The following is a 24,152-nucleotide window of genomic DNA, read 5'->3' as shown; positions in this document are numbered from 1 at the left end:
TGCGTAAAAATTTGCGCACGTAACTTGCCAATTGTACACAATCACCCATGCTTCGCACTAACAACCTGAAGTACTGTATCACGCGCTAAGTGAGGTTCATCACTGTCTAACCAGTGAATGTTCTCCCAGCCACGTAACCAGGTCATCTGCCGTTTAGCGAGTTGCCGGGTTGCGCAAACTCCCCGATAAACCATTTCGTCGTAGTCGATCTCGCCCGCTAAATAAGACCACATCTGGCGATAGCCGACACAACGAATGGAAGGCATATCCGTATGCAAATCACCTCGTGCAAACAGGGCCCGAGACTCCGCTTCAAATCCTGACGCCAACATCTGGTCGAAACGCAACGCGATGCGTTGATGCAACAGCTCGCGGCTCGCGGGGGCGATAGCAAACTGGTGAACATCGTAAGGGAGCGCTTCGCCGGAAATTTTAGTCAGTTCCGTTAAAGTTTTACCCGAAATAAAAAAAACTTCCAGTGCTCGCGAAAGTCTCTGCGGATCATTCGGATGAATACGACTGCCTGCGACCGGATCAATTTCGCAAAGTTGACGATGTAAAGCTTCCCAGCCTTTTTCACTCGCCATTTGCTCTATTTTTTGGCGGACATCCGGATCGGCCGAGGGCAGCGGCGACAATCCTTCAAGTAACGCCTTGAAGTAGAGCATAGTTCCACCAACAAGCAACGGAATTCGTCCATGCTGAACGATATCCGCCATTTCTGCTAACGCGTCTCGCCGAAACTCCGCTGCCGAATAGGCCTCAGCAGGATCGCGAATGTCCAGCAAACGATGGGGTGCCAGCGCCAGCTCCTCCGCAGAAGGCTTCGCCGTACCGATGTTCATCTCTCGATAAATCAGAGCAGAATCTACGCTGATCAGTTCCACCGGCAACTGTTTACGCAGCTCAATCGCTAATGCGGTTTTGCCTGACGCTGTCGGCCCCATCAAAAAAATCGCCTTTGGCCGGCCAGCCTGGTTTAATTCACTCATGCTTCAACGCGTTTATCGCGCTCTCAATCTCGATGGCTTGCAACAAGCCTGAAGGTGGCGATTTCAGCAGCTGTGGACAAAGCCTTTCCAGCTCCGTCAACAGCGTAATCGCCTGGGAGTGATTCCAGTTCTGAGGCTCTGCATCCTCTCGTCGCGCCAGCCACTGGGCCAGCTGCGTCGCAGAGTTCTCTTGCTGTCGGGCGAGATAGCCTAACAGTTCAGGAATCAAGATTTGTAAATTTTGTGTTCGTAACGGTAAAGGCACGGCGCGCAAGATAATGTGGTCGCCCTCCGGATGCAAATCAATGCCCATCTGGTTAAGCAGACTGAGATTGTCCTGTGCCGCCTTGCGCTCTGCCGAGGCGATTTTTAACCGCACAGGAATCAAAAGCGGTTGTGCTTTTAATCCGCCTTCCTGCGGCTCTAACTGGGCCTGTTTTAACCACCGCGCCGCCACGGGCAGGGCTAATAGCAGTAAAGTCTGGTCCTGCTCCAGCACGGCATACTGATCCGCCAGCACCGTCAGTACGCGACCAAAACTGTGCAGATGCGCTTTCACAGGCGCTGGCGTAATCGTCGCCTCACGTGGCGGCGAGACCGGCGCTTTTGCCGCAGTGGCAGGAGGGGCTGCGGTATCCAGCAACTGCTGATAAACCTTGCCTTCACGCGGGCGATAACCCGGCTCTTTACTTTGCCAACCCGCCCCACCGGTTGTGCCACCACTGTTACGCGGCGTTGCCGCAGGCTGGCTGAAATGATTGCCGCCTGCGGCCTGGCGGTTTTCCTGTTGCCAGCGTGGTGCAGGCTCCTCCGCCTGTACGGCTGGCAGAACGGACGCCGCACTTTCCTGCAAGACGCTCATGACACCCTGGTAGATAAAATCATGCACCAGACGTGACTGATGAAAACGCACCTCATGTTTTGCCGGGTGGACGTTGACGTCGACCTGGTGAGGATCGATCGTCAGATAAAGCACATAGGCGGGCTGTTGATCGTCCTGCAACTGGCTCTGAAACGCCTGCCGGATGGCATGGTTAATGAGCTTGTCACGCATCATGCGGCCATTAACATAACAGTACTGGATGTCGCTGATCTGACGAGAGCCGGCGGGATCGGCAACCCAGCCGCGCAGAGCTAAATCGTCATGCTGCCAGTCAATCCGCAGTGCGTGCTGCATGAAGGTCGTGCCACAAATCGCGCCAAGGCGACGTTCACGCTGGCGCTCATCGTTAACCGCCCGGTACTGACGCATCAGCTTGCCGTTATGGTTCAGAGAAATCGCCACGTCAAACCGCGCCAGCGCAATGCGACGGATGACTTCATCAATATGACCAAACTCGGTTTTCTCAGTACGCATAAACTTGCGGCGCGCTGGCGTATTGTAAAAAAGGTCAAGGACTTCCAGCGTCGATCCACAGGGATGCGCGGCAGGCTTGAGGGTCACCTGCATATCACGGCCTTCCGCGTACGCCTGCCAGGCTTCGCTTTGTTCGGCCGTGCGCGACGTCAGCGTCAGGCGGGAAACCGAGCTGATACTGGCCAGCGCTTCCCCACGGAACCCCAGGCTCATAATGGCTTCCAGATCGTCCAGTGATGCAATTTTGCTGGTTGCATGGCGAGCCAGCGCCATCGCGAGTTCATCTTTTGCGATACCACAGCCGTTATCGCGGATGCGGATGAGTTTTGCACCGCCCTTTTCGATATCCACATCTATTCGCGTTGCCCCCGCATCAAGGCTGTTTTCCACCAGTTCCTTCACAACCGATGCGGGACGCTCAACCACTTCTCCGGCGGCAATCTGGTTAGCGAGTTGCGGCGGTAAAATTTGTATTGGCATGCGGGATATCCTTGTAGCTGGTTGCCCGGCCTGCTGGCCGGGCCCACAATCAGGATGCAGGGATTTTCAGGTTTTGACCCAACATCACGTTGGTTGATTTCAGGTTATTCGCCTGAAGGATCGATTTCGGGCTGACACCGTAATGGGCGGCGATGCTGCTCAGTGAATCACCACGAACCACCTTATGTCGGATCGGGCGACGGGGAGTCGTTGCAGCTGGCGTTGTCCTGCTGGCTACCGCGCTGGCAGGCACTTTCAGTCGCTGTCCCACCCAGACGACATCGCGCTTCAGGGTATTCATCTGCCGTAACGTTGCCATACTTACGCCATATTTTGCTGCAATACCGGACAGCGTCTCTCCACGTGTCACGGTATGCCGTTGCACAGCGCCCGTATACTGCGTCTCACCGGTAGCCGGATTACTGGCTACGCTGACCGCTGGCGACGAGCCCAGCGGCCGGTTTTCCTCCTTTGGGACCGATTGTAGCGGGTGCGCCAGGAAATAAGCGCGCAGTCCTTTATATATTGACTGTGCAATCTTATCCTGGTGTGCGCTACTGCCGAGCAGTCGCTCCTCCGAGGCATTACTGATAAATCCGGTTTCCACCAGAAGCGACGGAATATCCGGCGAACGCAACACGCCAAGGCTGGCATGCTCCGGTAAACGTTTGTGTAACGACGTCACACCGCGCAACTGTTGGATGACTTTCACCGCAATGTCATATCCGACGCGCTGCGAGTGACCAAACTGGAGATCAAGCACCGCCTGGCTCAGATAAGGATCGGCCTGGCTGTTGGCCAGTAAATCGCCAGCCCCGCCCAGGAGTTCAGACTGTTTCTCTTTTTGCTCCAGCCAGTTCGCCATCTCACTGTTTGCACGACGGTTAGACAAGACCCAGACCGAGGCACCTGTGGCCGCATGGCTGGGGGCAGCATCCGCATGGATAGAGACCAGCACGTTGGCATTCGCTTTACGCGCCACGTCTGACCGGCCCATCACTGAAATAAAGTAGTCGCCATCACGCGTCAATACACCTTTAAACATCGGATCATTGTTTAAAAGCACTTTCAATTTACGCGCAATCGCAATAGTGACGTTTTTCTCTTTCAGGCCGTGCTGCCCAATTGCGCCGGGATCCTGACCGCCATGTCCCGCATCAATGGCGACAATCACCGTATCGTTGCGGCTGGACGTGCCACCCGGTACGGCCGTGCTGTTGGTATTGGTTACCGTAGTGACCGGATTCGCATTGAACGGATTGCTGGCATTGCGTTGTCGCGTTCGGGTGGGCTGGGATTCTGCCACGGCAGCAGTTGCGCTGCGCGTAACGGCGGGATGCTTACCCTGAATAGTAAAGACAACGCTGTAATTGCTGCCATTGCGCTGTGTCACTGCGCGGGTTTTTCCCGACTGCGTTAGCTCAAAAACCAGCCGGATACTTTGTTTATCTTTTGGCGTGCTGGTACGAATGCGCTTTACGATGTTATCGCCGCTAAACGTTAAGGGTAGCCCTTTAATCACGCCACTTTGACGGATATCCAGAACAACGCGGTCGGGATTATGTAGGGGAAAATAGGCATAAACCGGCTGGCCAGAAAAGCTGAGCGTTACTGTCGCCTGGTTCCCGCCATTTGATACCTGAATGTCCGATAAATTAGCGGCAAATAGCGGACCCGCAACCAGTAGCAATCCTGCCACGATAACTGTTTTCATCCATGACATCATGCCGGTGCCCTGCCTTGTTCGATCTGCGTCACCCAGCGCTGTCCCTGTTCGGAATGTGCCACCAGTTCGGCCTCGCGTGCCTCATTGACATAACGCAGCGTTAAGGCGATATCCGGGGGAGGCAAAATACCGGCCCCCTGTTGCGGCCACTCCACCAGACAAATCGCGTCATTGGTGAAGTAGTCACGAATCCCCATGAACTCAAGTTCTTCCGGATCGGCAAGGCGATAAAGATCAAAATGATAGACAGCCCGCCCGTCCAGAACATACGGCTCAACCAGCGTATAGGTCGGACTTTTCACATTGCCCACGTGGCCGGATGCCTGTAAGAAACCGCGGCTGAATGTGGTTTTTCCCGCACCGAGGTCGCCGTAAAGATAGATAACCGCCGCCTTGCCACAGGCATGCGCCAGTTGAGCACCCAGGTCGAGTGTTGCCGCCTCAGTGGGCAAAGGTATAACACAGCTCTTCATGCTTCTTGATTCATCTCTGGATTAACAAACTGCCACAGCAGATCAAATAAGTCTGATGCCAGCATACCGCGCGTGCCCCATAGTGCCGCTCGCTTATCAGCGGCAGCACCGTGAGCGACACAACCTGCGCAGGCAGCATCAAACAGCGCCAATTTTTGTCCCATCAACGAGGCAATAATACCGGTGAGCACATCACCCATACCACCCGATGCCATTCCTGCATTACCCACATCGGCAAAAGCCATCTGACCACTTTCGCTGGCAATAATGGTGCCGGCACCTTTTAAGACCACGACACCACCATAGCGTTTCACCAGTTCCTGTGCAGCATGTAAGCGGTCACTTTCAATTTCGCTGGTTTTAACACCCAGCAAGCGAGCCGCTTCGCCTGGATGCGGCGTTATAATGCGATTCTGACGTTTCTCTGCCTTTATTGCCAGCAAGTTAAGCGCATCAGCATCCCAAAGCATCGGCTTTTCAGCGCTTTTAACCTTCTCCAGTGCATTCTGGCCCCATTCACGCTGTCCCAGCCCCGGTCCAATCGCAATGACATCCGCCCAGGCGATGCCGTCATCCAGGCGCGTATCCGTCAGCTCGTCCACCATCACTTCCGGGCGCGCGGTAAGAATGGGCGCAATATTATCCTTGTGAGTAAGTACTCGCACCAAGCCGCTACCGGTGCGTAGCGCTGCTTCCGCAGACATCCGAATAGCGCCCGCGGTTCCACTGTCCCCACCAATAATCAGCAGGCGGCCCTGATCGCCTTTATGGGAAGTCGCCTTACGCGGCTTAAGCCACTGGCGTAAACTGTGTGCATCGTATCGGGCCATGGGGGGCTGCTGTGCTGCCAGAAAGTCGTGTAAACCCAGACCGGCGAAATAAAGTTGTCCGACACAATCCCGTGCTTTACCGGTGAGCTGTCCGGGTTTTAACGCGATCACGCTCACCGTATGCGTGGCTTCTGTCGCCTCACCCGGCGTCGTGCCGTTTTCTGCCGACAGGCCGGATGGCATATCGATGGCCACGACCGGCGCGCTATGCTCATTGATCTGTGCAATCAGGGTGGATAAAGGCTCAACCGGCGCCCGTGAAACGCCAGTGCCTAACAACGCGTCTACGATCACGTCGACGTTTTCAGGCCAGGCGGCGTCGGGCGCGTGAATTTCGCCGCCCGATTCAAGCCATCCGTCTCGCGCAGTACGCGCTTCGTCGGGTAAAGGTTTACTGCCATCGCACGCCAGCAACGTCACCTGTTTACCTGCAGCCTGAGCCAACCGGGCAACAACGTAGCCATCGCCTCCGTTGTTGCCGTGACCGCACAACACCAGCCAGTGCTGAGCTTCTGGCCAGTGCGCCATAATATGTTCATATACCGCCTGACCTGCACGTAACATCAGCTCGTAGAGCGTAATGCCCAGCGCATCTGCCCCCTCGCGCTCAAGTTGTTTCAGCGCCTGCGCAGGCCAGACAGAGTGTGGTAAACTGCCGCGGTTTCTCTTCGGATTCTGGTTAGTCATGTCATACCCTCTGGATCTTGATCAACTCGCTCAACACATTAAGCAGTGGGGACGCGATCTGGGCTTTCAGCAGGTCGGTATTACCGATACCGATCTCAGCGCAGAAGAACCGCGCCTGCAAGCCTGGCTGGATAAGCAGTACCATGGCGAAATGGAATGGATGGCCCGCCATGGAATGATGCGCGCACGTCCGCATGAACTGCTACCCGGCACGCTGAGGGTGATCAGCGTTCGCATGAACTACTTGCCCGCGAAAGCCGCGTTTGCCAGCACGCTGAAAAACCCACAGTTGGGTTATGTCAGCCGTTACGCGCTGGGCCGCGATTACCACAAAGTATTGCGCAATCGCCTGAAAAAGCTTGGAGAAATGATCCAGATGCACTGTGGCGAAAGCCAGTTTCGCCCGTTTGTGGATTCTGCGCCGCTGCTTGAACGCCCGCTGGCGGCGAAAGCCGGACTGGGCTGGACCGGTAAACATTCACTGATTCTGAATCGTGAAGCCGGTTCGTGGTTTTTTCTGGGTGAACTGCTGATCGATCTGCCCCTTCCCATCGATACACCGCAGGAAGAACAGTGTGGGCGCTGCGTTGCCTGCATGACCATTTGCCCGACGGGCGCGATTGTTGAGCCCTATACCGTCGATGCGCGACGTTGCATTTCCTACCTGACGATCGAACTCGAAGGAGCTATACCGGAGGAGTTTCGGCCGCTCATGGGAAACCGGATTTATGGCTGTGACGACTGCCAGTTGATTTGCCCCTGGAATCGCTATGGGCAGTTGACTGACGAAGCCGATTTTTCGCCCCGCGCCGCGCTGCATGCCCCAGAGTTAACCGCGCTGTTTCAGTGGGATGAAGCTAAATTCCTGCGCATTACTGAAGGGTCCCCTATTCGGCGCATTGGTTATCAGCGCTGGTCCCGTAATATTGCCGTCGCGCTGGGCAATGCCCCCTGGCATACAGAGATCCTTAGCGTCCTTAAGCAACGACGTGGCGAAAGCGATCTGCTGGACGAACATATTGAGTGGGCCATCACGCAGCAGTTACATAAGCGAAAAGCGCTGGCGATCGATGTTCAACCCGCGCAGCAAAAACGGCTGGTGAGAGTCATTGAAAAGGGATTACCACGTGATGCCTGATTGCGCAACTGTCTAGAAGGCGCGGATTTCCACATCCTGTGAATAAAAATAAAAACGCGTTGTCATTCAATCGTAATAACACAACTGACAGAAAAGAATAACATAATGAAATATTATTATTTCATTAAAAATCAGTAATTTAAATAAAATTTGTGTTATTTTGCAAATGCGTCTACCGTCTGGCTTAATTCATAAACCTGTGGATAACTCTGTTTAAAAGAAAATTTCAGAAGGGCGAAAACGGCACAGACAACGCGATAACGGCTGTGGATAACTGGACTGAATTGTCGTTGATACTGCTGCCAGCCTGACAGGCTGTTAACAAAAGCGTGACGATAAATCTGGAGCGGGAAACGAGACTCGAACTCGCGACCCCGACCTTGGCAAGGTCGTGCTCTACCAACTGAGCTATTCCCGCATAGAAGGGCACTGCAAAACACATTTTGGAGCGGGAAACGAGACTCGAACTCGCGACCCCGACCTTGGCAAGGTCGTGCTCTACCAACTGAGCTATTCCCGCATAGTAGGATACTGCTAAACATCATTTGGAGCGGGAAACGAGACTCGAACTCGCGACCCCGACCTTGGCAAGGTCGTGCTCTACCAACTGAGCTATTCCCGCGCCTTGTACCGTCATAAATTCTTCACCGGTACGGGGTGCGCATTATACGAGAAATCGCTGCTGCTGCAAGATGCTGACAACAAAATTTTGCGCTTTTAACGCGTTTGCTGATTATTACAGCAACATGGCGATTTTCTGTGCACCCTTTGCTGGTTAAAGCTGCAAAAAGTGTTGACGGTAATAAGCAAGCTCGGCAACAGACTCACGAATATCGTCCAGTGCCTGGTGCGAACCCGTCTTTTTGAAGCCTGGCAGGATGTCTGGCTTCCAGCGGCGAGCCAGTTCTTTCAGTGTGCTGACATCCAGATAGCGATAATGGAAGTAGGCTTCCAGCTCCGGCATGTACTTAAACAAGAAACGGCGATCCTGGCCGATACTGTTGCCGCAGATCGGCGAGGTATTGGCTGGCACCCACTGTTTCAGAAATTCGATCGTTGCCTTTTCAGCAGCACGGTCATCTGTCTGGCTGGCCTTAACGCGCGCAACCAGTCCACTGCTGGTATGAGTACGGACGTTCCAGTCATCCATCAGGCTCAGTTGCTCATCAGACTGATGAACCGCCATCACCGGCCCCTCCGCCAGAATATTCAGATCGGCATCAGTCACCAGAGTGGCAATCTCAATGATACGATCGCGTTCCGGATCGAGCCCGGTCATTTCCAAATCAATCCAGATTAAATTATTTTCGTTTCCAGTGGCCATGCTATTACCTGTGGTTGCTGAGTCGTCATTCGTCATCAATAAGGTGTATCATAGACGTTTTGCCCCTGTGGCGAAATCCAGCTAAACCGGTGAGGGTGAGTGAGTAAAAATAAACTGTCGAAAGGTCAACAACGCCGCGTAAGCGCTAACCACGATCGTCGTTTAAATCAGCGCAAAACGCGCCCGGAAGCGGACGATAATTTATTTGGTGAAGATGCTGAGGGCATTGTGGTCAGCCGATTTGGCATGCATGCCGATGTCGAAGACAGTGCGGGCATTACGCATCGCTGCAATATTCGCAGGACGATTCGTTCACTGGTGACGGGCGATCGTGTGGTCTGGCGCCCTGCCCTCAACGGCGGCAAAGGCATTGTTGAAGCGGTGCATGAGCGCACCAGCGTACTGACACGTCCTGATTTTTACGACGGCGTTAAACCTATTGCCGCGAACATCGATCAGATTATTATCGTGTCGGCCATTTTGCCCGAGCTCTCCCTGAACATAATTGACCGCTATCTGGTCGCCAGTGAAACGCTGGATATCGAGCCGCTGCTGGTGCTCAATAAAATCGACCTGCTGGATGATAAAGCCCGCACGTTTGTCGATGAGCAAATGGCGATCTATCGCAAGATTGGTTATCGGGTCTTAATGGTCTCCAGCCATGAGAAGGCCGGTCTGAGTGAATTGCAGGCGGCATTGATTGACCGGATAAGTATCTTTGCGGGACAGTCCGGCGTCGGCAAGTCGAGCCTGTTGAATGCCCTGCTCGGCTTTGATCAACAGGAAGATACGGCCATTCTGACCAATGACGTGTCCGACGTGTCGGGTCTGGGTCAGCATACGACGACAGCCTCCCGGCTTTATCATTTCCCCGACGGCGGCGATGTGATCGATTCGCCCGGCGTTCGTGAGTTCGGTTTATGGCATCTGGAGCCGGAACAAATCACCCGGGGATTTGTCGAATTCCGTGAGTTTTTAGGCGAATGCAAGTTCCGTGACTGCAAACATGGCTCGGACCCTGGCTGTGCCATCCGTGAAGCCGTTGAGCAAGGAAAAATCGACGCATCCCGCTTTGACAACTATCACCGCATTCTGGACAGTATGGCGCAGGTGAAAGTCCGGAAAAACTTTGCTGAGAGTGAAGATTAAGGCCAGTAACAGCGTAGTCGCCATCTGACCGGGGCGCTGCTACAATCCGCCCCCATTTTGTCAATGTTATAAAAGATAGCCAGGAGGCTAGGGTGTTTGATCGTTTTAAACTTGGCTTGAACCACATTCTCCCCAAAAAATGGCTGACTGAACTTGCTGGCTGGGGCGCAAGCCGTCGCGGCGGCTGGCTGACTAAGCTGGTGATTGACGGCTTCGTCTGGTTTTATAAAGTCGATATGACTGAAGCACGTAAACCGGATACCGCCAGTTACCGCACCTTCAACGATTTCTTCGTCCGCCCGTTAAAGGATGAGGCGCGCCCTGTGGATCCGGATGCGAGCCTGATTGCGCTGCCTGCGGACGGTGCCATCAGTCAACTTGGGCATATCGAAGGCGACCAGATTTTCCAGGCAAAAGGCCACTACTATACGATCGACGCGCTGCTGGCAGGGAACGAGCAACTGGCCGCGTTGTTTCGTGAGGGTGAATTTATCACGACGTATCTGGCACCGCGTGATTATCACCGCGTCCATATGCCGTGCAACGGCATCCTGCGTGAAATGATTTACGTGCCAGGCGATCTTTACTCAGTGAATCCTCTGACCGCACGCAACATCCCTAACCTGTTTGCCCGTAACGAACGGGTCATTTGTTACTTCGAGACCGATATGGGACCGATGGTACAGATCCTGGTGGGCGCGACTATCGTCGGGAGCATTGAAACCGTTTGGGCTGGCACGGTCACGCCACCACGCGAAGGCATTATCAAACGCTGGCACTATCCGGCCGCCGACCACGATGGTGCCGTTGTTCTGCTTAAAGGCCAGGAAATGGGCCGCTTCAAGCTGGGCTCGACCGTGATTAACCTGTTTGCGCCTGGCCGTGTCAGGCTGGCAGAAAGCCTTGAGGCCGAAAGCAAAGTCCGGATGGGACAACCTATGGCGGTCGCCCTGCCTCTGGCCACCGCACCGTCTGACGCTGTCGAATAAGAGTAAGCCCTGTGTTCGTACGCGCGTTCCTCTGTTTGCTGCTGAGCCTGGGGCTCAGCAGTACTACGTTTGCCGCCAGCCTGCCAGATGCCAGCCAGCTCAGACAACAGCTGGAAGAAGTCAAGTCCGCTAAAAACGCCACTTCGCAAACCGATCAGATTCAGTCGCTTGAAGCTGCACTGGCGGCCCTTTCTGAACGTGATGATGCCGTTGAGCGCGCGCAGCAGTATCAACAGGTCATTGATGATTTTCCGCGTCTGGCACGCGAGCTGAGACAGCAAATCGCCTCACTCAACGACAGTGTGAAGACGGTACGCAGCACAATGAGCAGTGCCGAGCTGGAACAAGAGATTCTGCAAATCAGCAGTCAGCTGATTGAGGAAGGACGCCAGGCTCAACAGGAGCAGGATCGGGCCCGCGAGATCAGCGATTCCCTGTCACAACTGCCGCAGCAGCAAACGGAAGCACGTCGGGCGCTGACGGAGAGCGAGCGACGTCTGCAGAGCGCGGGCAGCCCTGCCACGCCAGCCGGCCAGGCACAACTGATGGCCCGTCAGGCAGAAAATGCCGCGAATAAGGCCCGGGTGGATGAGTTTGAGCTGGCGCAGCTGTCGGCAAATAACCGTCAGGAACTGGCGCGCATGCGCGCCGAAGTCCACCAGCGTAAGGTCACCCAGCTCGATAATTATCTCCAGGCGCTGCGTAATCAACTTAATGAGCAACGTCAGCGCGAGGCAGAAACTGCACTGGCCCGGACAGAACAGCTGGCGGAAAACAGCGGTGATCTGCCGCCAGCGATCAGTAAACAATTTCACGTTAACCGCGAGTTATCTGGCGCACTGAATCAGCAGGCGCAGCGAATGGACCTGGTGGCCTCACAACAACGCCTCGCTACCAATCAAATCATTCAGGTCCGCCAGGCACTATCCACGTTACGGGAACAATCTCAATGGCTGGGTGCATCCAGTCTTCTCGGTGATGCCCTTCGCGCGCAGGTCGCACGATTACCTGACATGCCGAAGTCTCAGCAGATCGACAATGAGATGGCTCAGCTCCGTGTTCAGCGACTGCATTATGAAGATTTGCTCGAACAGCAAAACGTATTGCGTAAGGCCCATCAGCCCGACGGACAGCCTTTTACCAGCGAACAAAAGCGGATTCTGGATGCGCAGCTTAAAACGCAACGCGAACTGCTTAACTCGTTGATTTCGGGCTGCGATACGCTGATTCTGGAAATCACCAAGCTGAAAGTGGCGAACACGCAGCTACAGGATGCGCTAACCGAAGTTAAAGACGCGACGCACCGCTACCTGTTCTGGACGGCGGATGTCAGCCCGATTTCGTTGAGTTATCCCCTTGATGTGGCTAACGGCCTGTCTCACCTGCTGACGCTGGACACACTGGGGCAGCTCGGTAAAGCGCTGGCCATGATGTTTACCAGCCGCAGCACGGTATTACCCATTCTCGGTGCGGTGCTGCTGGTCGGCTTCAGTCTCAGTACCCGCCGTCACTTCAATGCTTTCCTTGAACGCTCAGCCAGCAAAGTCGGTAAGGTGACGCAGGATCGTTTTCGCCTGACAATCCGTACCGTGTTCTGGTCGATTCTGGTGGCGCTGCCGCTGCCGGTACTCTGGGCTACGCTGGGATACGGCCTGCAAAATGCCTGGCCCTATCCTGTCGCCGTGGCGATAGGCGACGGCATCACCGCCACCTTACCTTTGCTGTGGATCTTTATGGTCAGCGCACAGTTTGCACGCCCGAACGGCCTGTTCATCGTGCATTTCCGCTGGCCTCAGGTGCGTGTTGCACGCGCGATGCGCTATTACTCGTTGAGTATTGGCCTGATCGTGCCGCTGATCATGTTGCTGATTACCTTCGATAACCTTGACGATCGCCTGTTCTCCGCCACCCTGGGGCGGCTGTGCTTTATTTTGATCTGTGGCGCGCTCAGTATTGTGACGGTAAGCCTGAAGCGTGCAGGCATACCGCTTTATCTCGATAAAGAGGGCAGCGGCGAGAATATGATTAACCGCCTGCTGTGGAATCTAATGATTGCTATTCCACTGGTAGCCGCCCTTGCGTCAATGACGGGCTATCTTGAAACCGCGCAGGCGCTGCTCGCCCGTCTGGAAACCTCTGTGGCGATCTGGTTTTTCCTGCTGGTGATTTACCACATCATTCGCCGCTGGATGCTGATTCAGCGACGCAGGCTGGGCTTTGATCGCGCACGCCAACGCCGTGCCGATATGCTTGCCAACCGTGCGCGCAACGAAGAGGAGAAAGATCAGGCCGCACAAAATACGGACGTGATTGAAATTGAAGAGCCTGTTATCGACCTGGACGCCATCAGTGCCCAGTCGCTGCGTCTGGTACGCTCCATTTTGACACTTATCGCGCTGGTATCGGTCATCGTCCTGTGGTCAGAAATTCACTCTGCATTTGGTTTCCTTGAAAATATTCGTCTGTGGGACGTGAATACCTCCGTTCAGGGCGTCGAAAGCATTCAACCTATTACGCTGGGTGCCGTCCTGATTGCCATTCTGGTATTCGTGATTACCACACAACTGGTGCGCAATATGCCGGCTCTGCTTGAGCTTGCGTTACTGCAGCATCTTGATTTGTCACCGGGCACCGGTTATGCCATCACCACGCTGACAAAATATGTGCTGTTGCTGATCGGTGGCTTGCTGGGCTTCTCACTCATTGGCATTGAGTGGTCAAAACTACAATGGCTGGTTACCGGTCTGGGCGTCGGGCTGGGATTTGGTCTGCAGGAGATTTTCGCGAACTTTATTTCCGGCCTGATTATCCTGTTTGAAAAACCGATTCGTATCGGTGATACCGTGACCATCCGCGACCTTACCGGCAGCATTACGCGCATCAATACCCGCGCAACCACGATCACTGACTGGGATCGCAAAGAGATCATCGTCCCCAATAAGGCGTTCATTACTGAGCAGTTTGTTAACTGGTCGCTTTCCGATTCCGTCACGCGTGTGGTGCTGACCATCCCTGCCCCCGCAACCGTTAGCAGTGAAGAAGTCACTACCCTACTTAAACAGGCGGCAGAGCGCTGCAGCTATGTGCTGGATACACCGCCACCTGAAGTGTTCCTGGTGGATTTACAGCAGGGAATTCAGTTGTTTGAACTGCGCGTGCATGCGGCGGAAATGGGCCACCGAATGCCGCTTCGCCATGAACTGCATCAGCTTATTTTACATGGCTTTGCAGAGCATGGCATTGAAATGCCGTTCCCGCCGTTCCAGATGCGCGTAGAAGCGCTGAGCCGAAAAACGCCGACAGGTAATAGCGCATCGACCACCCGAACGTTCCGTTCAGGTGGGCTCTGAGAATAAAAATTGCCGTAATGGGCCGGTTAAGAGCGGATTGGTGCGCAGCGAAACAGCGCGTAATCTTGTTCAGGTTGGTTATCAGAACGCAATAAAAAACGCCCGGTCGAACCGGGCGTTATGTTGTCTGAAACGCTTTATTGCTTCACAAAGGCTTCGCCCTGCGCGATATCTTTTTTCAGCGTTTCAAGCATGCCTTCCAGTGCCTGCTGTTCAAACGGACTTAATGCGCCGATGGGCTTGCGCTCAGCAACCCCATTCTTGCCCAGCAGCAACGGTCGGGAGAAGAAGCGGGCATACTTTCCTTCACCTTCAACATAAGCACATTCCACTACGTTCGCTTCGCCATTCAATGCGCGCACCAACGATAATCCAAAACGGGCAGCTGCCTGGCCCATAGACAATGTAGCAGAGCCGCCACCAGCCTTGGCCTCAACGACCTCAGTACCCGCATTCTGGATACGTTTGGTCAGGTCAGCCACTTCCTGCTCACTGAAGCTGACGCCCGGCACCTGAGACAACAGTGGCAGGATGGTCACACCGGAATGCCCACCGACGACAGGCACTTCAACTTCGCCAGGTTGTTTACCTTTAAGCTCCGCAACGAAGGTGTTTGCACGGATGATGTCCAGCGTAGTGACACCGAACAGACGATTCTTATCGTAGACGCCGTGTTTTTTGAGCACTTCCGCCGCAATCGCCACGGTCGTATTAACAGGGTTGGTAATGACACCAATCAGCGCCTTAGGGGCGGTAGTCGCCACCTGCTCGATCAGGTTGCTGACGATGCCGGCGTTAACATTAAAGAGATCCGCACGATCCATGCCCGGTTTGCGTGCCACACCCGCGGAAATAAGCACAACGTCGGCCCCTTTCAGGGCTGGTTTCGCATCCTCACCGCTGAACCCCTGCACCTTTACTGCGGTGGGAATATGGCTGAGATCTACTGCCACGCCCGGCGTGACAGGCGCGATATCGTAAAGAGACAGTTCTGAACCTGCTGGAAGCTGGGTTTTGAGTAGAAGTGCGAGCGCCTGGCCTATGCCACCCGCGGCACCGAGAACGGCAACTTTCATTCATAACTCCTTATTAAGGTGGGGCAGAGAAGATCCGATATTCCATCTGTATCAGAGCGTAACCAACGGCTTAGTGGATGACGTTTGTCCGGTGCCTGCTCTACCTGCTTCAATACAGAAGCGCCGGATAAAAAATGACACATCATCTTCCTGTCCCTTACTCGCCAGGTTACTCACGCGAGTCAGGCAATTCCCGGTTCAGGCTTACTTTAGTAATAAATGATGAAGGCATCATTCTCACTAACAGGCTGTAAACATTATACCCGTGAACTGGCAACCGTATTATCCGCAGAAAGAGATCGGCAATGTACATTTTTATTTTCTTACCTCATCAATAATATAACACCTTTGCAACCTTTGCCTTTTCAGGCTGTGAGCTGGGTTTTGGTCTGAGGAGATTCTTTGCTATTATCGCCGCCCGCGATGATGACCTCGCAGTACAATTAACAACCGATTGCATAAAAATTCATTTATATGCATAATAATGTCTTTGCTGCGGCCTGGTTCGCGGTTTGTCTTACGTATACTGGTAAATTATGCGAAACCCATCGAAACAAGACGATCTGATTAAAGCCTTCAAGGCATTATTAAAAGAAGAAAAATTCAGCTCTCAGGGCGAGATTGTTCAGGCGCTTCAGGAAGACGGCTTCGAGAACATTAATCAGTCAAAAGTTTCTCGTATGCTGACGAAATTTGGCGCGGTGCGCACCCGCAATGCCAAAATGGAAATGGTTTACTGTTTACCTGCGGAACTGGGCGTGCCGACTACCACCAGTCCTCTGAAGAATCTGGTGCTTGATATTGACTATAACGATGCTCTGGTCGTGATTCATACCAGCCCGGGTGCCGCACAGTTAATTGCGCGTTTACTTGACTCATTAGGTAAGTCCGAAGGCATCCTGGGCACGATTGCAGGAGACGACACCATTTTTATCACGCCAGCACGCGCCTTTACTGTCAGGCAACTGCACGATGCTATTCTGGTATTGTTTGAACAAGAACTTTAGCCTTTATCTCTGACCGGCAGCGCATCTGCCGGTTGATCTGCAGCGCGTCCCTCCTTGTGTTCTCTTCTGTTTAAACGCTCTATTATCAACGAGTTGAGCCTATCTCATTGCCGCAATTTACCTTGTACTATTGGTCATACCCTTTATCCTGACTACTTTTCCACGCTATTTTATACTGCTCTACACCGCATCGATGGTGCTATCCTTTGAGGTTATGTTCACAAGCAGCCTGATCGACCATAAATTTCCGCACCAAAAGTTAAAGTTGCGCATCTTACTGTTTTTATAAGTAATTACCTGTCAAAGGCCGTTTTTTAACCGCTTTTAATAACGTTTAGTTATAAAAAAATCCCATAAGGTTAAAGTATGACTACAAAATATTATTAGGCAGATATTAATTTCTGCCGTTATTAGTCCTATACTTACTTTCGTGATGTGAATCACACTAATAAAAAAGAAGAACAGCCACGACGAGGACATCTTTCATGAAAATTAAAACTACCATCGCTGCTTTAAGCATTCTCTCTGCCCTGTCATTTGGTGCATCTGCAGCTGAATATGTTTCTGATGCGGATGCTCAGAATCTGCACTCTGTCGGCACTGTGAGCGTTAGTGGTGTCGCCGGTGCGCCATCAGATATCAGACAGCAACTGAGTGAGAAAGCGGATCAACACGGCGCTAAAGCTTTTCGTGTTATCGAGGCTTACAACGATGGCAACTATCACGCCACCGCTGAGTTGTACAAATAAAAGCGTTTGAACTGACAGGTAACCAGATGAGACCACATGCTCACTGGTTAATTAACATTGCTGGAGAAGAGTAATGAAAACCACATTAACCTTTGCCGCCCTGAGTTTGGCTTCGCTCCTGTCCTTTGGTGCCCATGCCGCCAGCCCGGTAACAAATCAACAGGCGCAGGAGATGAACCTGCAGCCCCTGAATCAAACCATCACCGTCAGCGGCATCGATGGCGATCAGACGAATGTTCGCCAGGTTCTGTCTCTAAAGGCAGATGCCCAGGGTGCGGGTCACTATCGCGTCATTGAAAATAATCGCGACGATACGTTCCACGTTACCGCTGAACTTTATAAGTAATACATCGACGGCAATCGTGCCGCATCTGAAATTAATCGACAACCCGCTCTGTGTTTTGACTCCGTAGGTTGTTGACAGTTATGAGGAAATAAACATGAACATCAAAGCAACCATCGCAACAGTAAGTCTTCTTTCTGCTATGACATTCGGCGCTTCCGCTGCACAGCTGGTGACCGCCGAACAAGCACAGAACTTACAACCTGCCGGAACCGTAAGCATCAGCGGTGTAGCAGGCTCTCCGATTGATTATCGTGCTCAGCTGTCTCAAAAAGCTGATGAGCAAGGCGCAAGCGCTTACAAAATCATTGAAGCAAATACCGGTGACAGCTATCACCTCACCGCACAGCTTTATAAATAGTTCCTCGTCTGTTCATGACGAACCCTTTAGCCCCGATCGCCGGGGCTTTTTTCTGTCTGAAACGGCGAGGCAGAACCTGACAGCCGTAAGGCGCAGGAAAACGGACATCGGCTAACGATCGCGCCATCGGCACAACACTCAGGCGCGTTAAAAGAAAGGAACTGGCTTTCGCATGAGGTGCTCTGACGCGAAATGGGTGACGTATTTAATGACAGAGTTGCGCTAAGTCGTCATCAGAGAGTGCTGTCATCTCGGCGACAACACGGGGATGCAAACCATTTTGCAGCATCGTGCGTGCGATCTTCAGCGCGGCCGCACGCTCTCCCTCGCTGCGTCCTTTCTCCAGACCACGTTGCTCACCGAGCTGAATTCCTTCTTTTAAACCTTGCTGAATGCCCTTTTCAATGCCTTTCTGCTCAAGCTGCTGTGCAATAGTCATCAATGCATCCTCATGTTGCGGTACTCGCTGTGCCAGCGTCCTGACGAAAATGTCGGCGTCGGCTGTTTCGCCTGCCTGCAAGAGATAGTGTACCAACGATATCACTTGCGATGAAGAGAGATATCCAGCCAGTAAGACGGGGGCCAGCTTATCGATGAGTTCTGTCAACTCTCTTTGATGTATATGCTTTTGCAGCAATGTTAAAGCCGCCATGCTGCGGTGACCGATAATGTCCTCATCCGGAATAACCGTCACGTCCACCAGCGGAAAAGCGTTGCCATACAGTTCACTGGCGAGCACGGGCATTGCAAACTCATCAAGCCAGCGGGTACTGTAAGGATACGGGCTACGTTTGCCGCTATAGAACAGAACCGGGATGACTAACGGTAGCCGTTTGTTCCCTGCGTCAAGATGCCGCTGCATTGCCGCAATGGCATAGCGCATCAGTCTGAACGCCATATGCTTATCCGGTGATGACTGGTGTTCGATTAAGACATGGATGTAGCCATCCTCTCTGCTTGTAGTTTTCATGCTATACAGCACATCGCTGAAATATTGCCGCAGATCCTCCTCCACAAAAGCACCCGATTCCAGTTTTAATGTATTCAGATCGCACAGGGCGAGCAGCGCTGCGGGAAGGTGCAGTTCCATAAAATCACGGGCAATCGTAGGCTGGGACAAAAATTGCCGGAAAGTCGCATCATGTGGCGTGGGCGTGCCTCTTTTACTTTTCATGTGACCTGTCCTGATGATTGGCGGGCAGAGTATCACGACCATAAAAAGCGAGGCGTCAGTAAGCGTTAACGTTGCGAGGATGCTCGAGAAATAATGTTTACTTACGCGGACAAGGCATTAAGCCTGATGATCACAGCCGACCTTAGCGTGTTGAAGATGAGAGCACGTTAAACTGCAGTTGCCCTTCCAGTTCCTCCTCCGCCTCGTCGAACAGCAGAATCAAGGCACCGTAGCGCCGCTTCTGTCCCTGCCCCAGGTTCACAAACTCTATTTTGATGGGCAAAGGTAGCCCTCTGCAGACAATCACGTCCCACAATCCATCCAAATCGCAGATATAGCGCGCTTTCAGGGAAAAGCGTTCACAGAATTGCCGGAAGAAATGGGCCTGATCGACAATCTCATTAAAATCAAAACGCTCGACTCTCATACAGGTGACTCCTGTTATTCGTCGCTGGGCGGCCCGGTGCCGCCCAGATAGCCGTTTAACTTAAACCGCCAAGGTGCAGCGCTTTGACCTCAAGGTACTCTTCCATTCCCAGTACCGATCCTTCCCGGCCCAGTCCCGACGCTTTCACACCGCCGAAGGGGGCCAGCTCTGTCGAGACGGCACACTCATTGATGCCTATCATCCCACTTTCCAGCGCCGAGGAAACGCGGAAGACGCGTTGCAGATTCTGCGTATAGAAATACGCCGCCAGCCCGTATTCGGTTTGGTTCGCCCGACGAATAACCTCGTCTTCATCCTCAAACCGGAAGCACGCCGCAACCGGGCCAAATGTTTCTTCCTGAGCCAGCTTCATGCCTTCATGCGCATCGACGATGACCGTAGGCTGCCAGAAATTGCCGCCCAGCGCATGTCGCTTACCGCCCGCGAGCACCTTGCCACCCTGGGCAACCGCATCGTTAACATGTTCTTCCACTTTTTCTAACGCCGAACGCTCAATTAACGGTCCGACAATGACGCCGCTTTCCATACCGTTACCCACTTTGAGTTTATTGACCTCATCTGCCAGTTGGGTTGTGAAACGCTCATAGATCGCATTATGAACAAAAAAACGGTTTACGCTGACGCACACCTGGCCCGCGTTACGGAATTTATTGGCAATAGCGCCCTGAACGGCAGCATCAATATCTGCATCCTCAAATACGATATAGGGCGCGTTGCCCCCCAACTCCATCGACACTTTTTTCATGGTCTCGGCCGCATTGCGCATCAACGTTTTGCCCACCGCCGTCGAACCGGTGAATGAGATTTTACGTACGGCGTTGCTCGCCATAATCGCATCGCTGATAGCATGCGTATCCCCTGCCACGCCGTTAAGCACGCCGTCCGGGATACCGGCTTTCTTTGCCAAAGCCAGCAAGGCAAACGCAGAAAGCGGCGTATTGTTGGCAGGCTTGATGATCCCTGTACATCCAGCTGCTAACGCCGGACCTAACTTACGGGTCAACATGGCCATCGGGAAGTTCCACGGGGTGATCGCCGCTACAACACCAACGGGTTCCCGCGTGGCCAGGATACGCGACCCCGCTTTAGCAGGCGGAATGATTTCACCATTGGCTCGTTTGGCCTGCTCGGCAAACCACTGGATGAAACTGGCGGCGTACTCAACCTCGCCTTCCGCTTCTTTAAGCGGTTTGCCCTGCTCCGTTGTCATGAGCTCAGCAAGCCAGCGTTTGTTTTCAATGATTAACGTATACCAGCGGTAAAGCAGCGCTGAACGCGCTTTAGCCGTCTGCGCCCGCCAGGCGGGAAAGGCATCTTGTGCAGCCTTAATCGCGTCTTCGGTTTCCTTTTTACCGGCTTTCGCCACCTGAGCAACAACGTCCCCCGTTGCAGGATTGGTTACGTCAAAAGTCGACGTCGTCCTCAGCCACTGCCCGTTGACTAAATAGCCGGTCTGGAACAGTTCGCTGTCTTGCAGTGAAGAAGGCATCTGCGTTACTCCTGTCAGTTTGTTTTTACTTCAGGAAAGTATAGATGGCAAAAATGACAGGTCGGGGAAGGAAGGAAAGTGAAAGGGCCGCCAGCATGGCTGACGGCCCAAATTCAGATTTGGACGAGCGTATTTTGATACTTTGAAAGCATCTCAGACAGCCGTTTCACCGGCTCGGTAACACTGTCCGGTGCATCATAAAGGGCCAGCTTTTCCTGATAGACATCCAGCTCGCGCAGCAAGCGTTGGAAATAATAACGGCGTTTCTCATCACTACGGACGGCAATGATACGATCGGCCGTGTGCCGTAACTGGCGGTGGAAGGCGGAAAGCTCCGCATTAATCGGCACGTCTGCCGCACGCAATCGTTGATGTCCAATGATTAACGTCAGGGCGATGCGGTATTTGTCGATGTCACCGGGAAACAGGTTAAGCAATAAGAAGAGCTGCTGGTACAATGCTGGCAAATGGTTTTCACGCCGGCGCGCCTTATTGGTTGTCATTGCCGACACCGCAGCATACATAAAGCGGTTAAGCAATTTACGTCCTGTTCGCGCTTTCGATTTATCACGGATCAGCAGAATCACCATTAAGGCAAGAAAACTCCCGATCCACTGCCCCAGTGCGTTATCGATAAAAACCGTAAAGTTGAACTGCATCGGATTATCCAGCACCAGGACGTTAATCGTACCGGCCATCGCGCCCAGCGTACCAATCTGGCGGCGTTGAATGAGAATGCCTGAAATAAAGCCCAGTAAACCGATGGCAATGCACAGCAGCAGAGCGCTTTGCTGCGTATTGGGCAAGATGTACATAAAATAAAGCGCCCCCAGCGGTATCGCGACCGTCATGCCATAAACGAAGTCTTTCGCCATCATGAGCGGATTAGGCATGCGCATCGCCAGGGCGGTAATCACGCCAAGCATGACCATACAGCCACTACCTGAAGTCCAGCCGGTATAGAGCCAGAATAATGAGCCCAGTGCCGTCGCCACAAACGTACGAATACCATTTATCATCGCATGGTGGGTTTCTGCCGAACGCGCCTGAATCACGACTTCTCGCTGGAGAATGCGCGCTTCCAGATCGGTAATACGACTATTACTCTTCACACCATGAATCAACAGCTGGTATTCCGTTGCGGCACTCATCCAACTCCCCAACGTTTCCGGCACGGTTTTACTGCTGGCAGCCATGAGTCGCCGCATCGTTTTCAGACGTTTATGCACATCTTCTGGCGTCGTGGCCTCTTTTTCCGTCAGCACGCGATACTGCGTGGGAATGTACTCAGGACGTGAGTTCTGAATCAAAAACGTTTCCGCCGCCTGTGTAATCAGCGTCAGCGATAGCGTGTTTAGCATCTGCAGACGGCGGCTGGTATTTTGCCAGCGTGACGACTCCATCATTAACTGGCTACGCATACTGCTCAGCGCCGTTGTGCGTCGTACCAGCGCACTCCAGGCTTTATCGACTTCCTCTTTGTCCTGATGCGCCACACACAGTTGCAGCAACCGGTAATGGGCCACCAGCAGCGACGTCACCTCGGCATCAATCACTTTTTTAATGGAGCGCGGGGAAAAAATCATATCTGCCAGAATGGCGCAAAGGATGCCCAGGATAATTTCGCTACAGCGTTCCACCGCATATTGCGGAACCAGCGTAAGGCCGCCGCTGGCGTTTGCCGTGACCACGATAATTAATGCGGTATAGCCCGCGAGACCGAGCGCATAGGAATTTTCGACTTTAATCAGCGACGAAAGCCATACGCAAAAACCGGCCCAGATACAGCACAGCAACAGCATGACCACTGGCGCTCGCACAGTGGCAATCATGATAACCAGAGCGGCAACACAGCCAATTAAAGTACCGATAATACGCAGAAGACCGCGATAGCGTAATGCGCCAGAGTAGGGATCGCCTCCTGCCGCAAACGCCGTTCCCCCTGCAACAATCCCGGCGGTCATCACGGCCCAGCGCGGTGTTTCAAGGTTGAGATGAAAGCCGATCATCAACGCTGCCACCAGCGCAAAGGTCAGCTTTATCGGGAAACGCAGAAATTCGATCATATCGCCCTCTTAACCAAACTCACGCAGGCGGTTAAAGAAGGACATCATGGGTGAAACCGCCTGATGCGGACGATCCTCCGCGCCAGTAATCACCACGGTCGCCGTCGTGCCGGCAGGGAACTGATTACCGGGCTGCTGATCAAGTCGGATGCGGACCGGTACGCGCTGAGCCAGGCGAACCCATTCCAGATTAGACTGAACGGTTGCCATCCCCTTGCTGTCAACACTGCTACTGCTGTTGGTTACGCCTGCCGCAATGCTGTCCACGGTGCCACGTAAGGTGATGTTGCTGCCCAATGGCGTGATCTCTGCCCGAAAGCCCGGTCTGACGCCGTGCAGTTTGGTCTCTTCCAGATAGGCCAGCACATAAAAGGAGTGCTGCTGCACCAGGGCGACCGCAACCGAGCCGCGCGTAATGAATTCACCCTGGTAAACATTCAGGTTCGTCACCCAGCCGTCTGACGGTGCCTTAATCGTGGTCCGTTCCAGATCAATTTTCGCCAGATCGCGGGTCGCAACAGATTTCGCCAGCTGGTGTTCTGTGGTTTGCAAATCGTTATTGGATTGCTCGATGGCTTCACGCGACATCGCAGAGGTGCCGAGTTGGTTACGACGTCCGGCCTCGCGGCGTTTTTCATTCACCAGCGCCTGGTAATATTCTACGTCCGCCTGGGCTTCATCCAGCGCCTTTTGATAGCGGGGACGATCGACAACAAAGAGTGTATCGCCTTTTTTAACGAGCTGGTTGTCATGAACCGGCACATCCGTAATTAACCCAGTGACATCAGGAGAAATGGCCACCACGTCGGCTGCAAATCTGGCATCACGCGTCCAGGGCGATTCGGTGTAGAACACCCAGGCACGGAATATGATGATAACGGCGATGATGACCAGCAGGATGGTGATCGCGTAACGCGCGATTTTTCTTATAAGCGTGTTCACGT

The 24,152-nt window shown here is 53.3% G+C and carries 20 protein-coding genes and 3 tRNA genes; 8 read left to right on the top strand and 15 right to left on the bottom strand.

Translation table 11 applies throughout. The features are described from left to right. Positions 1-41: 41 nt before the first annotated feature. Genes miaA through nnr form a run of 5 tightly spaced genes read right to left on the bottom strand, consistent with a single transcriptional unit; the run spans position 42 to position 6,545 of the window. Positions 42-992, bottom strand: coding sequence for a tRNA (adenosine(37)-N6)-dimethylallyltransferase MiaA (miaA, locus tag C1N58_RS19890; protein WP_006120944.1), 951 nt, complete (start codon positions 990-992; stop codon positions 42-44). Further along, entirely contained in the window at positions 985-2,829 is a 1,845-nt protein-coding gene (gene mutL, locus C1N58_RS19885; protein ID WP_054686971.1) for a DNA mismatch repair endonuclease MutL, read from the bottom strand. The genes miaA and mutL overlap by 8 nt, the downstream gene beginning before the upstream one ends. 49 nt (positions 2,830-2,878) lie before the next feature. Then, positions 2,879-4,555: an N-acetylmuramoyl-L-alanine amidase AmiB gene (gene amiB, locus C1N58_RS19880; RefSeq protein WP_283785746.1), complete on the bottom strand. Its 1,677-nt coding sequence runs from the start codon at positions 4,553-4,555 to the stop codon at positions 2,879-2,881. Next, positions 4,552-5,028, bottom strand: a complete 477-nt coding sequence (tsaE, locus tag C1N58_RS19875) for a tRNA (adenosine(37)-N6)-threonylcarbamoyltransferase complex ATPase subunit type 1 TsaE (protein ID WP_054633013.1) — start codon at positions 5,026-5,028, stop codon at positions 4,552-4,554. Before tsaE ends, amiB begins: the two co-directional genes overlap by 4 nt. Further along, on the bottom strand, positions 5,025-6,545 hold the full coding sequence (gene nnr, locus C1N58_RS19870) for a bifunctional ADP-dependent NAD(P)H-hydrate dehydratase/NAD(P)H-hydrate epimerase (RefSeq protein WP_054633012.1): 1,521 nt from the start codon (positions 6,543-6,545) through the stop codon (positions 5,025-5,027). The genes tsaE and nnr overlap by 4 nt, the downstream gene beginning before the upstream one ends. Here nnr and queG point away from each other — a divergent pair. After that, positions 6,544-7,683 carry a tRNA epoxyqueuosine(34) reductase QueG gene (queG, locus tag C1N58_RS19865; RefSeq protein WP_283785745.1) on the top strand — a complete coding sequence of 380 codons (1,140 nt, stop codon included), beginning with the start codon at positions 6,544-6,546 and terminating at the stop codon, positions 7,681-7,683. The two genes, nnr and queG, sit on opposite strands and share 2 nt — an antisense overlap. A 342-nt stretch (positions 7,684-8,025) precedes the next feature. Here queG and C1N58_RS19860 read toward each other — a convergent pair. The 4 genes from C1N58_RS19860 to orn form a co-directional block, all read right to left on the bottom strand. Further along, a tRNA-Gly gene (locus tag C1N58_RS19860) sits at positions 8,026-8,101 on the bottom strand. 26 nt (positions 8,102-8,127) lie between these two features. After that, positions 8,128-8,203, bottom strand: a tRNA-Gly gene (locus C1N58_RS19855). 26 nt (positions 8,204-8,229) lie between these two features. Beyond that, positions 8,230-8,305 (bottom strand) — tRNA-Gly (locus C1N58_RS19850). Between the two features lie 153 nt (positions 8,306-8,458). Then, positions 8,459-9,007: an oligoribonuclease gene (gene orn / locus C1N58_RS19845; protein ID WP_054686968.1), complete on the bottom strand. Its 549-nt coding sequence runs from the start codon at positions 9,005-9,007 to the stop codon at positions 8,459-8,461. A gap of 99 nt (positions 9,008-9,106) precedes the next feature. Here orn and rsgA point away from each other — a divergent pair, with 99 nt between their 5' ends. The 3 genes from rsgA (at position 9,107) to mscM (ending at position 14,495) form a co-directional block, all read left to right on the top strand. After that, a complete protein-coding gene (rsgA, locus tag C1N58_RS19840) occupies positions 9,107-10,156 on the top strand; it encodes a small ribosomal subunit biogenesis GTPase RsgA (protein WP_006120956.1) in 1,050 nt (349 codons plus the stop codon). Positions 10,157-10,248: 92 nt separating this feature from the next. Next, positions 10,249-11,145, top strand: a complete 897-nt coding sequence (asd, locus tag C1N58_RS19835; protein ID WP_033740050.1) for an archaetidylserine decarboxylase — start codon at positions 10,249-10,251, stop codon at positions 11,143-11,145. An 11-nt stretch (positions 11,146-11,156) separates the two neighbouring features. Continuing rightward, positions 11,157-14,495 (top strand): miniconductance mechanosensitive channel MscM, encoded by a 3,339-nt coding sequence (gene mscM / locus C1N58_RS19830; RefSeq protein ID WP_006120960.1) that lies wholly within the window; start codon positions 11,157-11,159, stop codon positions 14,493-14,495. Between the two features lie 137 nt (positions 14,496-14,632). Here mscM and mdh read toward each other — a convergent pair whose 3' ends face one another. Beyond that, positions 14,633-15,571 (bottom strand): malate dehydrogenase, encoded by a 939-nt coding sequence (gene mdh / locus C1N58_RS19825; RefSeq protein ID WP_394564433.1) that lies wholly within the window; start codon positions 15,569-15,571, stop codon positions 14,633-14,635. Positions 15,572-16,107: 536 nt separating this feature from the next. Here mdh and argR point away from each other — a divergent pair. From argR to yhcN (C1N58_RS19805), 4 genes are all read left to right on the top strand, one after another. Beyond that, positions 16,108-16,578, top strand: a complete 471-nt coding sequence (gene argR, locus C1N58_RS19820; protein ID WP_006120962.1) for a transcriptional regulator ArgR — start codon at positions 16,108-16,110, stop codon at positions 16,576-16,578. A 485-nt stretch (positions 16,579-17,063) separates the two neighbouring features. Beyond that, on the top strand, positions 17,064-17,327 hold the full coding sequence (gene yhcN / locus C1N58_RS19815) for a peroxide/acid stress response protein YhcN (RefSeq protein ID WP_054633008.1): 264 nt from the start codon (positions 17,064-17,066) through the stop codon (positions 17,325-17,327). A gap of 73 nt (positions 17,328-17,400) precedes the next feature. Beyond that, positions 17,401-17,673, top strand: coding sequence for a YdgH/BhsA/McbA-like domain containing protein (locus C1N58_RS19810; RefSeq protein WP_054633007.1), 273 nt, complete (start codon positions 17,401-17,403; stop codon positions 17,671-17,673). Positions 17,674-17,767: 94 nt separating this feature from the next. Next, the gene (yhcN, locus tag C1N58_RS19805) at positions 17,768-18,031 is read left to right on the top strand and encodes a peroxide/acid stress response protein YhcN (RefSeq protein WP_006120965.1); all 264 of its coding nucleotides are present in this window, start codon (positions 17,768-17,770) and stop codon (positions 18,029-18,031) included. A 205-nt stretch (positions 18,032-18,236) separates the two neighbouring features. On the opposite strand, the gene C1N58_RS19800 is transcribed toward yhcN (C1N58_RS19805), so the two are convergent. The 5 genes from C1N58_RS19800 to aaeA all read right to left on the bottom strand — a co-directional run bounded on the left by C1N58_RS19800 (position 18,237) and on the right by aaeA (position 24,150). Then, complete coding sequence (locus C1N58_RS19800; protein ID WP_039341748.1) at positions 18,237-19,205, bottom strand: Rpn family recombination-promoting nuclease/putative transposase; 969 nt, start codon at positions 19,203-19,205, stop codon at positions 18,237-18,239. A gap of 142 nt (positions 19,206-19,347) precedes the next feature. Next, positions 19,348-19,632, bottom strand: coding sequence for a barstar family protein (locus tag C1N58_RS19795; RefSeq protein WP_033740055.1), 285 nt, complete (start codon positions 19,630-19,632; stop codon positions 19,348-19,350). Between the two features lie 55 nt (positions 19,633-19,687). After that, the gene (locus C1N58_RS19790; protein WP_283785744.1) at positions 19,688-21,142 is read right to left on the bottom strand and encodes an NAD-dependent succinate-semialdehyde dehydrogenase; all 1,455 of its coding nucleotides are present in this window, start codon (positions 21,140-21,142) and stop codon (positions 19,688-19,690) included. Between the two features lie 113 nt (positions 21,143-21,255). Further along, positions 21,256-23,208, bottom strand: coding sequence for a p-hydroxybenzoic acid efflux pump subunit AaeB (gene aaeB, locus C1N58_RS19785; RefSeq protein ID WP_039341742.1), 1,953 nt, complete (start codon positions 23,206-23,208; stop codon positions 21,256-21,258). Between the two features lie 9 nt (positions 23,209-23,217). After that, positions 23,218-24,150 (bottom strand): p-hydroxybenzoic acid efflux pump subunit AaeA, encoded by a 933-nt coding sequence (gene aaeA / locus C1N58_RS19780; RefSeq protein ID WP_033740058.1) that lies wholly within the window; start codon positions 24,148-24,150, stop codon positions 23,218-23,220. Between the last annotated feature and the right edge of the window lie 2 nt (positions 24,151-24,152).

The organism is Pantoea sp. SGAir0180, assembly GCF_043546245.1.
Note: the sequence above shows the minus strand (reverse complement) of the source record. Positions and strands in the feature narration are given on the sequence as shown.

Bases quoted from the DNA above. Each gene is read 5' to 3' on its own strand.
- aaeB (WP_039341742.1), bottom strand. From the start codon at position 23,208: ATGATCGAATTTCTGCGTTTCCCGATAAAGCTGACCTTTGCGCTGGTG.
- mutL (WP_054686971.1), bottom strand. From the start codon at position 2,829: ATGCCAATACAAATTTTACCGCCGCAACTCGCTAACCAGATTGCCGCC.
- amiB (WP_283785746.1), bottom strand. From the start codon at position 4,555: ATGATGTCATGGATGAAAACAGTTATCGTGGCAGGATTGCTACTGGTT.
- tsaE (WP_054633013.1), bottom strand. From the start codon at position 5,028: ATGAAGAGCTGTGTTATACCTTTGCCCACTGAGGCGGCAACACTCGAC.
- orn (WP_054686968.1), bottom strand. From the start codon at position 9,007: ATGGCCACTGGAAACGAAAATAATTTAATCTGGATTGATTTGGAAATG.
- C1N58_RS19795 (WP_033740055.1), bottom strand. From the start codon at position 19,632: ATGAGAGTCGAGCGTTTTGATTTTAATGAGATTGTCGATCAGGCCCAT.
- argR (WP_006120962.1), top strand. From the start codon at position 16,108: ATGCGAAACCCATCGAAACAAGACGATCTGATTAAAGCCTTCAAGGCA.
- C1N58_RS19800 (WP_039341748.1), bottom strand. From the start codon at position 19,205: ATGAAAAGTAAAAGAGGCACGCCCACGCCACATGATGCGACTTTCCGG.
- mdh (WP_394564433.1), bottom strand. From the start codon at position 15,571: ATGAAAGTTGCCGTTCTCGGTGCCGCGGGTGGCATAGGCCAGGCGCTC.
- C1N58_RS19790 (WP_283785744.1), bottom strand. From the start codon at position 21,142: ATGCCTTCTTCACTGCAAGACAGCGAACTGTTCCAGACCGGCTATTTA.
- nnr (WP_054633012.1), bottom strand. From the start codon at position 6,545: ATGACTAACCAGAATCCGAAGAGAAACCGCGGCAGTTTACCACACTCT.
- yhcN (WP_006120965.1), top strand. From the start codon at position 17,768: ATGAACATCAAAGCAACCATCGCAACAGTAAGTCTTCTTTCTGCTATG.
- miaA (WP_006120944.1), bottom strand. From the start codon at position 992: ATGAGTGAATTAAACCAGGCTGGCCGGCCAAAGGCGATTTTTTTGATG.
- C1N58_RS19810 (WP_054633007.1), top strand. From the start codon at position 17,401: ATGAAAACCACATTAACCTTTGCCGCCCTGAGTTTGGCTTCGCTCCTG.
- queG (WP_283785745.1), top strand. From the start codon at position 6,544: ATGTCATACCCTCTGGATCTTGATCAACTCGCTCAACACATTAAGCAG.
- yhcN (WP_054633008.1), top strand. From the start codon at position 17,064: ATGAAAATTAAAACTACCATCGCTGCTTTAAGCATTCTCTCTGCCCTG.